Raw genomic sequence first — 12,394 nt, forward strand, 5'->3', positions numbered from 1 at the left:
CGCGGTACCGAGAGATGGCGAAGACGAACAGCATCACCAGCATCTGGGTGATCTGGCCGACGACGATCGCGAGGAAGAAATCGGCGATGTCGTTGTCGCCGGTCAGGAGCACGACCCACTGGGCGACGATGGCGACGATGGAGGCGACGCCCTGCCCGAGCACCATCATCACCACGTCGCGGTTGCGGATGTGCGCGAGTTCGTGCGCGAGCACGCCCTCGACCTCGTCGGCGTCGAGCCGCGAGATGAGTTCCTCGCTGACGACGACGGTTCCCGCGCCCTTCCGACCGACGGCGAAGGCGTTCGGCACGCCCATCCGCGCGATCATCAGCCGGGGCTTGTCGATCCCCATCGACTCCGAGAGCGACTCGACGCGGCGGTGGATCTCCGCGTACCGATCCTTCGGTATGTCCTCCGCGCCGACGCTCCGTAACGCCATCCACTTGCCGACCTTGTACTGGACGCCGACGAAGGCGACGCTCCCAACGAGCACGAGCGGGAGCGGCCAGCCGAAGACGCCCATCACGACCACGGCCGCGACGGCGTAGAACGCGAACAGGATCGATCCGACGATCGCCATCCGCGCTTTCAGTCCGAGGTGTCGCATACGGCGATTTCGTTGTCCGTCCGGACACAAATACTCGGTGGTTCCCTCCGCGGCGATTGTTTATATACGATGACGGGGCCACTCCCGCCGTGACCTGAGTACAGCCCCGCGTCGTGCAGCGGTTGCTCGGCACAGCGGCGCGGGGGTGCGGACGACAGCGACGGTGTTTGTGGGGCCACCGTCGCGAGTCACAAGCGGGTGCCGACTGTTCGCCCAAATCGACCGGCCACTGGTTTACGGCGGATTGGTCAACCGCCTTGGGACGGCCCGCGCAGTCGGGAGGAGCGCAGTCGGGAGGAGGCGGCTGACGCGTCTGTCGGCGAGCGATAGCTATCAAAACAGTCTCCGGTGGGACTGGAAGGAGCGCGGGGGCCTCCAAAGTCGGCTGCGACAGTGATGGTTAGGTCACTGTCACACCCGTGCAGTAAAAGCGACGGTACTTACCGAGTCGCCGCCGACACCCGTGTATGCGCGATCACTTCGAACTCCGCGACGGGGACGCCGCCGGGCGGATCGGCGAACTCACGGTTCCCCGCGCGGGGGTGACAGTCGAGACCCCGGCGCTGATGCCGGTGATCAATCCGAACATCCGAACGGTGGCCCCCGCTCGCCTCCGGTCGGAGTTCGGCGCGGAGATCCTGATCACCAACTCCTACATCATCAACTCGAACGAGGACCTCCGCGAGCGGGCGCTCGACGTCGGCCTCCACGAGCTGCTGGACTTCGACGGCGCTATCGTCACCGACTCGGGGTCGTTCCAGCTCGCGGAGTACGGCGATATCGACGTGACGACCCGCGAGATCCTGCAGTTCCAGCACGACATCGGCTCCGACGTCGGCACGCCGGTCGACATCCCGACGCCGCCGGACGTCCCCAGAGAACAGGCCGAGCGGGAGCTGGCGACGACGGAGGAGGCGCTCGCGGACGCCGAGGACGTCGATACCGGCGAGATGCTCGTGAACGCGCCCGTGCAGGGGTCGACCTATCCGGACCTCCGCGAGGAGGCCGGACGACACGCCGACGGGACGGAGCTCGACGTGTTCCCCGTCGGCGCGGTCGTGCCGCTGATGAACAGCTACCGCTACGCGGATATGATCGACGTCGTCGCGGGCGCGAAGCGCGGACTCGGCCGCGACGCCCCCGTCCACCTGTTCGGCGCGGGCCACCCGATGATGTTCGCGCTGGCGGTCGCCGCCGGCTGCGACCTGTTCGATTCGGCGGCCTACGCCATCTACGCGCGCGACGACCGCTACATGACGGTCCGCGGCACCGAGCACCTCGAAGACATCGAGTACTTCCCCTGCTCGTGTGCTGTCTGTTCGGCGCACGGCCCCGACGAACTCCGCGAGTTCGACGACGAGGAGCGCGAGCGCCTGCTGGCCGAGCACAACCTCCACGTCTCCTTCGCGGAGATCCGCCGGATCAAGCAGGCGATCCGCTCGGGCAACCTCCTCGAACTGGTGGAGTCGCGGGCGCGCTCGCACCCCGCGATGCTCGACGGCTACCGGGCGCTCTTGGACCACGCCGACCAACTGGAGCGCGAGGACCCCGTCTCGAAGGGGTCGTTCTTCTACCTCTCGAACGAGTCGGCGCGGCGTCCCGAGGTCCGGCGACACCACGAGCGCGTCGGTCGCATCGACGCCGACTCGCGGGTGTTGCTCACGCAGGGCGGGAAACCCTCCGGCGACGCGTTCGACGCCGTCTGGCGCGTGGTGCCGCCCTTCGGCCCGTTCCCGCGGGCGCTCTCGGAGACGTACCCGCTCACCGCGGAGGTTCCCGAGCGCACCGACCGCGAGGCCTGCGAGGCGGCCGCCGAGGGCGTCGCGCGGGTGGCCGCGGCGAACCCCGACTCGTCGTTCGTGCTCGCCCACGACGGCTGGCCGGACTCGGCGCTGGAGCGAGTTCCAGAGGGCGTCGAGATCGAGACGGTCGGCAGCGACGAGCGCGAGTAGCGCGACGAGTCGCTAGGATCCGTCACTCTCCGTGGATCATTCGTCGCTCGCCAGCGAGAGATCGGACATCCGCTCGGAGAAGTCCCACGAGTGCAGCCGCTCGGGCTCGATGCGGATTCTGACTTCCTCGCGGTCCGGATCGAGCAGGAAGTCCGCGAGGCCGTTGTCGGTGTCGCCGAGGTAGCGCTCGAAGAGCGTCCGCAGGAGAATCTTGTCGGCGTCGGGTTCGATCGTCGCCGTGCCGCGCCCGCGGACGCCCCGGTACGGCGGCTCGTTGGTCGAAACCTCGAAAGCGACTTCGGGATCGTTCCGGAGATATCTGACGACGTCGGCGCTCGCGCTCGTTGCACAGCGAAGCTCCGGCGTCGCCTCGGAAGGGGCGTCGACACCGGAGGCCGCGGCGTCGCCGTCGGTCCACAGGTACCACAGCGAGAGCATCCAGAGGTGTCCGCTGGGCGTGTGGCACGCCAGCCGAACCGGGACCCGCGCCGCGTCGAGAAACCCCGTGAGTTCGGGTCGGGACCACGCGCCGGTAATCTCCATAGGCGCTCTTCGCGCGCAACTCGCAAAAGCGCGCGGGCCGATTGCCGCGGTCGGGTCGCGTAGCGGCGTACGCCCGAGACCCGGAGCGTGAACAGACAGATAATTCACGGATGACGGCACATACCGGTGTATGACCGATTACTTCGAGATCCACGGGCGCGACGGGGCCGCCCGTCTCGGGGAACTCCGCCTCTCGGATCCGCTGACGACGCCCGCGCTCGTCGACGACAGCATCGACGACGCCGGGAGCCGCTGGACCGACGAGCGCGACGTTCCGAAGGGGTACAGAGAGATTCTGACGGTGCTCCCGCACCGGGCGTTCCCCGCGGGCACCGACGAGCGCGTTCAAGACGCGTTCGCCGTCGACTACCCCGACGTCGACTACCCGAGCGCCGCCGTCGTCACCGCCGAGACCGCCGCCGACTACGGTGCCGACGCCTACATCCTCTCGGACGCGCCGGGGTTCGTCGGCCACGCCTCGGCGTTCCGCGAGCAACTCATCGCCGCGCGCGAGGCGCTGCCCGCCGACACCGCGCTGTATCTCTCCGGCGTCGCGACCCCGCGGAACGCCGCGACGCTCGTCTACGCCGGCGTCGACCTCCTCGACGCGAAGAAGGCCCGCGTCCGCGGACTGGAGGGATTCTACCTCACCAGCGAGGGCGAGTACTTCCTCGAAGACCTCGACGAACTGCCGTGTAACTGCCCGGCGTGTCAGGGTAAGCGCCTCGACATCGACCCCGAGGAGGCCGAGACCAACGCCGCCCGCGCCGCCGCCTTCGACCGGCAGGACTGCGCCGACCACAACGAGTACGCCCTGAAATCCGAACTCGCGACGGTCCGCCGGCGCATCCGCGACGGCCGCCTGCGCGACTACATCGAGGGACAGGCTCGTCACGACCAGTGGCTCACCGCGGCGTTCCGCGAGTTCGACCAGCAGTACGGATACGTCGAGGAGCGAGCGCCGGTCATCCGCGACACCGAACTCGCCGCGGCGACGGAGGACACCCTCCGCCGGGTCGAGATTCAACGCTTCGCAGAGCGCGTCACCGAGCGGTATCGCAACCGCTTCGAGAACCCGCTGGTCCTCGTGCCCTGCTCGGCGACGAAACCCTACAGCGAGTCGCAGAGCCACGCGCAGTTCCACGACGCGATCCAGTACCGCGCCCACCAGGCATCGATGACCTCGCCGATCGGCGTCGTCCCGATGGAGTTAGAGCTCACCTACCCCGCACAGCACTACGACTCGGTCGTGACGGGCCGGTGGTCCGAAGACGAGAAGTCGTTCGTCGCGCGCGTCCTCCGGCGCTACCTCGAACGCAACGAGTACCCGCGGGTGATCGCGCACGTCCCCGACGGCGGCTACCGCGACATCGTCGAACGAGTCGAGGCAGACGTCGACGTCGAGTTCGAGTACACCGTCGAGGAGCACCCGACGACGACGGAGTCGATCGCGAACCTGATGTCGGCGCTCGACGGGGAGTTGAAGTACGGCAAGCGGAAGCGACAGCACAACACGGTCAAGGCGATCGCCGACTACCAGTTCGGCCCCGGAGCGGGAGACGAACTGTTCGCGGACGTGGACCTGCGAACGACGAGCCGGTACCCCAAACTGCAGGTCCGCGACGGGAACGGCGAGGGTGACGACGGCGGTGACGGCGCGCAACTCGCGACGATGGTCCCCCAGTACGGCGTGCTCTCGTTCACCCTCGACGGCGCGCGCGTCTGGGACGACTCCGACGCCCCGACGAAGCGCGTCGAGATCGACGGATTCGTCCCGCACGGAAGCGTGCTCGCGCCGGGCGTCGTCGACGCCGACGAGGACATCCGCGTGGGCGACGAGGTCGTCGTCGAGGGGCCGAAGGCCTTCGCCGTCGGCCGCGCGCAGATGTTCGGCACCGAAATGACCGAGTCGACGCGCGGCGAGGCGGTGCAGGTGCGACACGTCGAGGAGAAGTAGCCCTAGCGGCTCTAGCCTCGGTCACGACTCGCGTTCACGGAGGAGGTCGTCGAGGACGTAGAGGCCGAACGGGACCGTTCCGCAGACGATCGCGAAGAGCGCGACTTCGAGGCCGGCCTCGCCGAACCTGTCGATGTAGATGGACAGGTTGCCGTCGAAGACGTAGGCGATCAGGACGACGCTGCCCAAGAGCAGCGTCGAGAACCCGCCGAGGATGACCGTGTACCACGCGACGAACCGGCGGAATCGATCGTGGGTCGAAATGGGAGGGGAATCGGGGAGCATCGCGGAGACCTGACACCGTCACGGGACGGCGTCGGCGTATTTCGTTAGGCGGCGGCACACCGGGATCGACGCCGGGTAGCGTCCCACAAACGCCTGGCGGTGCGTGCGCCGCGACCCGCTCCCGGGGAATTTTAGCCCCGGTGTCGATAGAGGCGGTATGGCGACCGTCGCTGCCTGCCAACTCGCGATCGACGATCTCGACGTCGAGGCCAACCTCGCCGCGGTGACGACGCGCGTTCACGGACTCCCCGCGGACGTCGACGTCGCGGTCTTCCCCGAGCACGCCCTCACGGGCTTTGTCGCCGACGGCCGGATGGCCGAGGCCGCGCTCCGGCGGGGCGGAGCAGTCCTCGAACGGATCGAACGACTCGCCGACGAGGCGGAAACGGCGCTGCTCGTCGGGTTCGTCGAGCGGGCCGAGGGGGCGCTGTACAACGCGACCGCGTACGTGCCGCCGGACAGTCAGCCAGCATTCTACCGGAAGCGACACCTCTGGGCGGGCGAGCGCGAGGTCCTCGAACCCGGAAGCGAGCGGGTCGTCGTCGACACGCCCGCCGGGCGGACGGGACTGCTCACCTGCTACGACCTCAACTTCGTCGAGGAGAGCGCGGCGTTCGCCCGCGAGCGGGTCGACGCGCTGTTCGTCCCCGGCGCGTGGCCCGCGACCTACAGCGAGAACTGGACGCTGCTGCTCCGCGCTCGGGCGCTCGACGGCGTCCGCTGGGTCGTCGGTTCGGGGCGAACGGGCCGCCGCGACCTCCCGGACGCCGAGACGGTCGAATACGCCGGCCGATCGCTCGTCGCCCGGCCCGACGGGGGCGTTCGCGCGGCGCTGGACCGACGCGAGACCGACCTCGTCGCCGACCTGAACCCCGAGACGCTCGCCGCACAGCGGGACCTCGTCGGGATCTACGGGGAGTGACTCTCGGAGCCGTCACCCGATGCCGTCCCGCCCCGGCGCGCCTCGCCGACGGCGACTTTTTCACCCCGTGGACCCTCGGTGTCGGTATGACAGACAAGGCGACCGAAACGGACCGCGAGTTCTCTCTCGGCGTCCCGAAAGGGGTTCTCGAATCGCTGCCCGCGGACGGCGACAACGCCGCTGCGGACATGAAGACGGCCGTCGCGGGGCTGGAGGGGAGCCTCGAAGACGCGTTCGAGTCGGCCGACTCCGACGCCGAGGCGGCGGGGTACGCCGTCGACGCCGTCGAGCACCTCGAAGACCGGATGGAGACGTACGACGCGTTCATCCCCGAACTCCGCGCGTGGGGGCAGTCGCCGATCTACGCCATCGCGTGGCGGAACCTCTACGCGGAGCTCATCGCGCAGATCTACGAGCACGAGTGGCTCGCCGCCCACATCGATCGGGAGCGCAACTACCGGCTCGTCGAGGACGGCATCCGGTTCGGCGATCGGTAGCCCCCTCGGTGGCGGTACCCCACCCACCGCAGCGGCGGTAGCGACGCCGCACAGGCGCGCACCTTTTTTGCCCGCTGCGTCCCAGCTACGAGTATGCCCTTTCAACTGCGGTTCTTCGCCACGTTTCGCGAGGCGGTGGGGACGAAGACGATCACCCGCGAGTACGACGCCGAGACCGTCGGCGACGTCCTCGTCGCGCTCGAAGACGAGTTCGAGGGACTGGCCGGTGAGATCCTCGAAGACGGCGGCGTCAGACCGCAAGTGAACGTCCTCCTGAACGGCCGCGACGTCGAGCACGAACAGGGCATCGACACGCCGATCGAGCCGGACGACACGCTGAGCGTCTTCCCGCCCGTCGCGGGCGGGTCGTCCGCGAGCCGTTCGACCGTGCTCGACTCCGGGAAGTCGACAGTGGCGGGCGAACCGGAGACGGGCGGGAGCGCGTCGTGACCGACGCGAGCGCGGTCAGAGAGAAGTCCTATCGCGGGATCTCTCTCAGGTTAGCCCGCCACTACCTCGAAAAGCTCGGCGGCGAGGTCGTCGACGACGAGCGCGTCGAGGGCGACGCGTGGACGGCCTCGCTGTCGGACGAGAAAGTGTCGATCGGCCCGACGCTGAAGCTCACGGAGGTGACAGTCGTCTTCGAGGGCGACCCGGAGGCCCTAGAGGAGCTGATCGACCGGTTCTCGCAGAAGGCGATGCGCGCCGGTGGGTGAGGTGGCGAGCGACCGCCCCGGCGCGCGCGGCGACGCCGCCGACGTCGAAATCCCGCTCGACGGGCCCGCCATTATGTACACGGGCGCGACCGCCAGCGTCGCCCCCGAGCGGCTCGCGCCGCTGCTCCGGGAGGTACAGGCGCACCTCGGTCCGCGACTCGACCGGTACCGCCGGTCCTACGAGCGGGCGTTCGCGGACGACGGCCGGGACGTGTTTCTCGTCCCGGCGGGTCACTGGGCCGACGTCGCCGCCGAACTCGGCCTTCCCGACCGCGAGGCCGACGCGCTCCGGCGGGCGCACGGCCAGCAGCTCCGCCGACTCGGCAGGAGCGCGGGGCGGCGCGAGGAGTTCGAGACCGCGTTAGAGATCCGCGAGGCGGTCGCGATCGGTCACTCGGAGTCCCGTTCGGACTCCTCGACCGACCCGTAGCGCGCCTCGACGGCCCGGACGTACGTCGAGAGGAACGCCGCCTGCGAGTCGGACCCGTCGGAACGAGCACCGGACGCGGAGCCGGTCTCCGCGTCCCTGCGCGCCTCGGCGTCGTCCTCGGAGACCGTCTGTCGGTCGGCGGAGCGCTCGGCGCGAAGTTCGTCCTCGACGTCGAGTAAGAGCGCTTCGAGCTCGCCGCGCGGCTGGTGACAGAGGTCGCGGTAGCACGCCTTACAGAGGTGCTCGAAGGACTTGCCGTGTCGCTCCCAGCGGTTTCCGTGCTTGTCGTACTCGCGCGCGTCGGCGCGCGGGAGCGACGTCCCGCAGGCGATACAGACCACCGTCGTCCCGTCCCGCTCGTTCCGGGAGCGCCACATACAGAGACCCAAGCGCCACCGTCACTTAGCGTTTGTCGGCGAGACGTGCCCGCGTGGTTCGTGTCGCGCCTTTTATCGGCTGCCGCGCCGTGCGGTCGGGTATGCAGGTCAAATCCCGTCACCACCTCCGCGCCGACGAGATCGACGAACTGGAGGCCGCCATCGAGTCGAAGACCGGCGTCGCCCTCGGCGGCGACACCTACGAGATGGTCGAACTCGCCGACGAGCCCTTCGACGTCGTCCTCGTCGACGGCGAGCCCGACGTCGTCCAGTTCGAGGAGGAGGCGTTCCTGACCGTGCAGGGCGCGAACCGACACGGCCCGAGCGAGGGCATCGTGACCGTCGACGCCGGGGCCATCTCCTTCGTCAGCGACGGCGCGGACGTGATGCGGCCGGGGATCGTCGAGGCCGACGCGGGAATCGGCGCGGGGGACCTCGTCACGATCGCCGAGGAGACCCACGGCAAAGTGCTCGCGATCGGCCGCGCGCTCGTCGACGGCGAGGAGATGACCGGCGACTCGGGGAAAGTCGTCGAGTCGGTCCACCACGTCGGCGACGAGCTGTTCGAGTTTTCAGTCTGAGTTCGGGTGCGCCGGTCGATCCCGACGGTCGCCGCGCGTCAGACGATCGTCTGACGTAAGAACTAACGTGGTACTGCCGTTTGAAGGAGGTATGGGGATTATGAGCAAACTCATCAGCGGGGACGGACAGCATTCGACCGACGAGTACCTCGACCTCGACGTCGAGGGCGTCGAGTCCGCCCGCGGTGAGGCCGGAATGAGCGTCAAGATCGCGACGATCGGGGGCCAGCAGGACGTCATCGCCATCAAGGACGCCGTGTACGACGGCGATCTCGTCATCGCAGACATCACGCGACACACGACGAGCGACAGCACGATGGAACACATCGTCGACGACCTCCGACAGGTGGCCCAAGAGGTCGACGGCGACATCGCCCAGAAGGGAGACGACCAGATCATCATCGCGCCCACGGGCGTCGGCGTCTCCCGAGAGAAACTGAACTGACTCCGTCGGCGGGAACGCGCGGTGACCGCCGGAACCGACGAACTTTCCTCTCCGCTCTCCGTACGCGGCCGTAGATGAGCAAGGACTTCATCGAGGTTCGCGGTGCCGAAGAGCACAATCTGAAGGACCTCGACGTCCGGATTCCGCGCGAGACGTTCACCGTCGTCACCGGTCTCTCGGGATCGGGGAAATCGTCGCTGGCGTTCGAGACGGTCTACGCCGAGGGGCAGCGGCGCTACATCGAGTCGCTGTCGGCGTACGCCCGCAACTTCCTCGGGCAGATGGACAAACCGCAGGTCGAGTCCGTCGAGGGGCTCTCGCCGGCGATCTCCATCGACCAGAAGAACGCCGCCAACAACCCCCGATCGACCGTCGGGACGGTGACCGAACTGCACGACTACCTCCGCCTCCTGTACGCCCGCGTCGGGACGCAGTACGACCCGATCACGGGCGAGGAGGTCGGAGAGCAGTCGGCTCAGGAGATGGTGAGCCAACTGCTCGAACTCCCCGAGGGGACGCGCGCGAAGATCGCCGCGCCCGTCGCCCGCGACCAGAAGGGCGCGTTCGAGGACCTGTTCGAGGACCTCGTCAGCGAGGGGTACGCCCGCGTCGAAGTCGACGGCGAGGAGTTCGACCTCACGCTCGATACTCCCGACCTCGACAAGAACTACGACCACACCATCGACGTGATCGTCGACCGCGTGAAGATCGACCCGGCGAGTCGCTCGCGGCTGGCCGACTCCGTCGAGACGGCGCTCGAAGAGGCCGACGGCGTCCTGAAGGTGATCGTCCCCGACCCGCCCGAAGACGTCCCGTTCGCCTCGAACACCCGATCGACGGGCGCGCTCGCGGGCGAGGGCGACGACCGGCTCGTCGTCGAGTTCTCCGAGGAACTCGGCAATCCCAACTCGGACTTCCAGTTCTCGGAGATCGAGACGCGCTCGTTCTCGTTCAACAGCCCGCACGGGGCCTGTCCGGCGTGTGAGGGGCTCGGCCAGACGAAGGAGGTCGACGAGGATCTCGTCGTCCGCGACCCCTCGAAGCCGATCAAGCACGTCTTCGAGGCGTGGTCGTACAACCGCTCGTACTACCGGACGCGGCTGGACTCCGTCGCGGAGCACTTCGGCGTCAGCGTCGACACGCCGTTCGAGGACCTCGACGAGGACGTCAGGCGGCAGTTCCTCTACGGCACCGACGAGGAGGTCGTCTTCGAGCGCCAGACGAGAAACGGCACCCGCCGGAAGACCAAGCGCTTCGAGGGCGTCATCCCGAACCTCGAACGGCGGCACGTCGAGACGGACTCGGAGTCGACCAGAGAGCACATCGAGGACTACATGGCCGTCACGACGTGCCCCGACTGCGAGGGCACGCGCCTGAAAGAGCAGTCCCGACACGTCCTCGTCGCGGGCACGTCGATCACCGAGGTCAACCGAATGAGCATCGGCGACGCCCTGGCGCACTTCGAGGGACTGGAAGCGGAACTCACCGAGCGGGAGCGGACGATCGCCACGGAGATCCTCAAGGAGATCCGCGCGCGCCTCGGCTTTATGGAGGAAGTCGGACTGGAGTACCTCACGCTCGACCGCGAGGCGTCGACGCTCTCCGGCGGCGAGAGCCAGCGGATCCGACTCGCCACGCAGGTCGGTTCCGGCCTCGTCGGCGTGCTCTACGTGCTGGACGAGCCGTCGATCGGGCTGCACCAGCGCGACAACGACCGCCTGCTCGACACGCTCGAAGGCCTGCGCGACCTCGGCAACACGCTGCTCGTCGTCGAGCACGACGAGGAGACGATGCGCCGCGCGGACAACGTCATCGACATGGGGCCCGGCCCGGGCAAGCGCGGCGGCGAGATCGTCGCCCACGGCGACTTCGACGAGATCGTCGAGAGCGAGGCGTCCGTCACCGGCGACTACCTCGCGGGCCGAAAGGAGATCCCCGTCCCCGAGGACCGCCGCGAGTCCGACTCGGCGCTCCGTATCCGCGGCGCGCGCCAGCACAACCTGAAGGACCTCGACGTCTCGATCCCGATCGGGCAGTTCACCGCGATCACCGGCGTCTCCGGCTCCGGCAAGTCGACGCTGATGCACGAGATCCTCTACAAGGGGCTGGCTCGTGAGATGAACGACAACACATCCGTCGACCCCGGCGACCACGACGCCATCGAGGGGATCGACGAGATCGAGACCGTCCGGCTGATCGACCAGTCGCCGATCGGGCGGACGCCCCGCTCGAACCCCGCGACGTACACGGGCGTCTTCGACCACGTCCGCGAGCTGTTCGCGGAGACGAAGCTCTCGAAGCAGCGCGGCTACGAGAAGGGCCGCTTCTCGTTCAACGTGAAGGGCGGCCGCTGTGAGGCCTGCGGCGGGCAGGGGACGGTCAAGATCGAGATGAACTTCCTCTCGGACGTCTACGTGCCCTGCGAGGAGTGCGACGGCGCGCGCTACAACGACGAGACGCTCGACGTGGAGTACAAAGGCGAGACGATCGCCGACGTCCTCGACATGGAGGTCTCGGAGGCGCTCGAGTTCTTCGAGGCCAACACGCAACTCCGCCGTCGCCTCCAGTTGCTGGAGGACGTCGGCCTCGGCTACATGACGCTCGGCCAGCCGTCGACGACCCTCTCGGGAGGGGAGGCCCAGCGCGTCAAGCTCGCCGAGGAACTGGGCAAGAAGCAGACCGGCGACACGCTCTACCTGCTGGACGAGCCGACGACCGGACTGCACAAGGAGGACGAGCGGAAGCTGATCGAGGTGCTCCAGCGGCTCACCGACAACGGCAACACCGTCGTCGTCGTCGAGCACGAACTCGACCTGGTGAAGAACGCGGACAACATCGTCGACCTCGGTCCCGAAGGCGGCGAGGGCGGCGGTCAGATCGTCGCGTCCGGAACGCCCGAGGAGGTCGCGCGCACGGAGGCGTCGCACACGGGCCGATACCTGCGCGACCTCCTGCCTGCGATCGAGGCCGAGGGGCCGCGCTCGGACCGGCGCAAGCCGGCCGCGCCGATGGACGACGACTGAACGCCCGCGTTCGATCCCGGTTTTCTCCCGCCGCGATGCCCAAGTCACTGCGTCGCATA

Annotated in this window: 12 protein-coding genes and 2 pseudogenes; 10 read left to right on the plus strand and 4 right to left on the minus strand. The window is 68.5% G+C overall.

The features are described 5' to 3' along the window. The coding region (locus ACP99_RS10830; protein ID WP_049986732.1) for a M48 family metalloprotease at nt 1-607 on the minus strand (607 nt) is incomplete at its 3' end. A 467-nt stretch (nt 608-1,074) separates the two neighbouring features. Between ACP99_RS10830 and tgtA the strand changes: the two genes are divergently transcribed. Continuing rightward, entirely contained in the window at nt 1,075-2,559 is a 1,485-nt protein-coding gene (gene tgtA, locus ACP99_RS10835; protein ID WP_049986629.1) for a tRNA guanosine(15) transglycosylase TgtA, read from the plus strand. Nucleotides 2,560-2,595: 36 nt separating this feature from the next. On the opposite strand, the gene ACP99_RS10840 is transcribed toward tgtA, so the two are convergent. After that, entirely contained in the window at nt 2,596-3,102 is a 507-nt protein-coding gene (locus ACP99_RS10840) for a pyridoxamine 5'-phosphate oxidase (protein WP_049986630.1), read from the minus strand. Between the two features lie 130 nt (nt 3,103-3,232). On the opposite strand from ACP99_RS10840, the gene arcS reads away from it, so the two are divergent. Further along, a complete protein-coding gene (arcS, locus tag ACP99_RS10845; protein ID WP_049986631.1) occupies nt 3,233-5,059 on the plus strand; it encodes an archaeosine synthase subunit alpha in 1,827 nt (608 codons plus the stop codon). A 21-nt stretch (nt 5,060-5,080) separates the two neighbouring features. Here arcS and ACP99_RS10850 read toward each other — a convergent pair whose 3' ends face one another. Next, the gene (locus ACP99_RS10850; RefSeq protein ID WP_049986632.1) at nt 5,081-5,344 is read right to left on the minus strand and encodes a hypothetical protein; all 264 of its coding nucleotides are present in this window, start codon (nt 5,342-5,344) and stop codon (nt 5,081-5,083) included. A gap of 157 nt (nt 5,345-5,501) precedes the next feature. Here ACP99_RS10850 and ACP99_RS10855 point away from each other — a divergent pair, with 157 nt between their 5' ends. The 5 genes and pseudogenes from ACP99_RS10855 (at nt 5,502) to ACP99_RS10875 (ending at nt 7,909) form a co-directional block, all read left to right on the plus strand. Then, on the plus strand, nt 5,502-6,266 hold the full coding sequence (locus ACP99_RS10855; RefSeq protein ID WP_049986633.1) for a carbon-nitrogen hydrolase family protein: 765 nt from the start codon (nt 5,502-5,504) through the stop codon (nt 6,264-6,266). Between the two features lie 86 nt (nt 6,267-6,352). Continuing rightward, a complete protein-coding gene (locus tag ACP99_RS10860) occupies nt 6,353-6,763 on the plus strand; it encodes a hypothetical protein (RefSeq protein WP_049986634.1) in 411 nt (136 codons plus the stop codon). 93 nt (nt 6,764-6,856) lie between these two features. After that, a pseudogene (locus ACP99_RS10865) lies at nt 6,857-7,129 on the plus strand (ubiquitin-like small modifier protein 1); the annotation flags it as partial. An 80-nt stretch (nt 7,130-7,209) separates the two neighbouring features. Further along, on the plus strand, nt 7,210-7,479 hold the full coding sequence (locus ACP99_RS10870; protein WP_049986635.1) for a hypothetical protein: 270 nt from the start codon (nt 7,210-7,212) through the stop codon (nt 7,477-7,479). A 1-nt stretch (nt 7,480) separates the two neighbouring features. Continuing rightward, nucleotides 7,481-7,909: a hypothetical protein gene (locus tag ACP99_RS10875; protein ID WP_231554279.1), complete on the plus strand. Its 429-nt coding sequence runs from the start codon at nt 7,481-7,483 to the stop codon at nt 7,907-7,909. A 164-nt stretch (nt 7,910-8,073) separates the two neighbouring features. Here the strand turns inward: ACP99_RS10875 and ACP99_RS21420 are convergent. Beyond that, nucleotides 8,074-8,286, minus strand: a pseudogene (locus ACP99_RS21420) (DUF7562 family protein); the annotation flags it as partial. Between the two features lie 101 nt (nt 8,287-8,387). On the opposite strand from ACP99_RS21420, the gene ACP99_RS10885 reads away from it, so the two are divergent. From ACP99_RS10885 to uvrA, 3 genes are all read left to right on the plus strand, one after another. Further along, complete coding sequence (locus tag ACP99_RS10885) at nt 8,388-8,867, plus strand: RNA-binding protein (RefSeq protein WP_049986636.1); 480 nt, start codon at nt 8,388-8,390, stop codon at nt 8,865-8,867. A gap of 91 nt (nt 8,868-8,958) precedes the next feature. Next, nucleotides 8,959-9,312: a cell division protein SepF gene (locus ACP99_RS10890; RefSeq protein ID WP_049986637.1), complete on the plus strand. Its 354-nt coding sequence runs from the start codon at nt 8,959-8,961 to the stop codon at nt 9,310-9,312. Nucleotides 9,313-9,386: 74 nt separating this feature from the next. Next, a complete protein-coding gene (gene uvrA, locus ACP99_RS10895; RefSeq protein WP_049986638.1) occupies nt 9,387-12,335 on the plus strand; it encodes an excinuclease ABC subunit UvrA in 2,949 nt (982 codons plus the stop codon). Nucleotides 12,336-12,394: the final 59 nt, after the last annotated feature.

It is taken from the genome of Halobellus rufus (assembly GCF_000739575.1).
Lineage (GTDB): Archaea > Halobacteriota > Halobacteria > Halobacteriales > Haloferacaceae > Haloquadratum > Haloquadratum rufum.

Bases quoted from the DNA above. Each gene is read 5' to 3' on its own strand.
- tgtA (WP_049986629.1), top strand. From the start codon at position 1,075: ATGCGCGATCACTTCGAACTCCGCGACGGGGACGCCGCCGGGCGGATC.
- ACP99_RS10860 (WP_049986634.1), top strand. From the start codon at position 6,353: ATGACAGACAAGGCGACCGAAACGGACCGCGAGTTCTCTCTCGGCGTC.
- uvrA (WP_049986638.1), top strand. From the start codon at position 9,387: ATGAGCAAGGACTTCATCGAGGTTCGCGGTGCCGAAGAGCACAATCTG.
- ACP99_RS10850 (WP_049986632.1), bottom strand. From the start codon at position 5,344: ATGCTCCCCGATTCCCCTCCCATTTCGACCCACGATCGATTCCGCCGG.
- arcS (WP_049986631.1), top strand. From the start codon at position 3,233: ATGACCGATTACTTCGAGATCCACGGGCGCGACGGGGCCGCCCGTCTC.
- ACP99_RS10855 (WP_049986633.1), top strand. From the start codon at position 5,502: ATGGCGACCGTCGCTGCCTGCCAACTCGCGATCGACGATCTCGACGTC.
- ACP99_RS10890 (WP_049986637.1), top strand. From the start codon at position 8,959: ATGGGGATTATGAGCAAACTCATCAGCGGGGACGGACAGCATTCGACC.
- ACP99_RS10840 (WP_049986630.1), bottom strand. From the start codon at position 3,102: ATGGAGATTACCGGCGCGTGGTCCCGACCCGAACTCACGGGGTTTCTC.
- ACP99_RS10885 (WP_049986636.1), top strand. From the start codon at position 8,388: ATGCAGGTCAAATCCCGTCACCACCTCCGCGCCGACGAGATCGACGAA.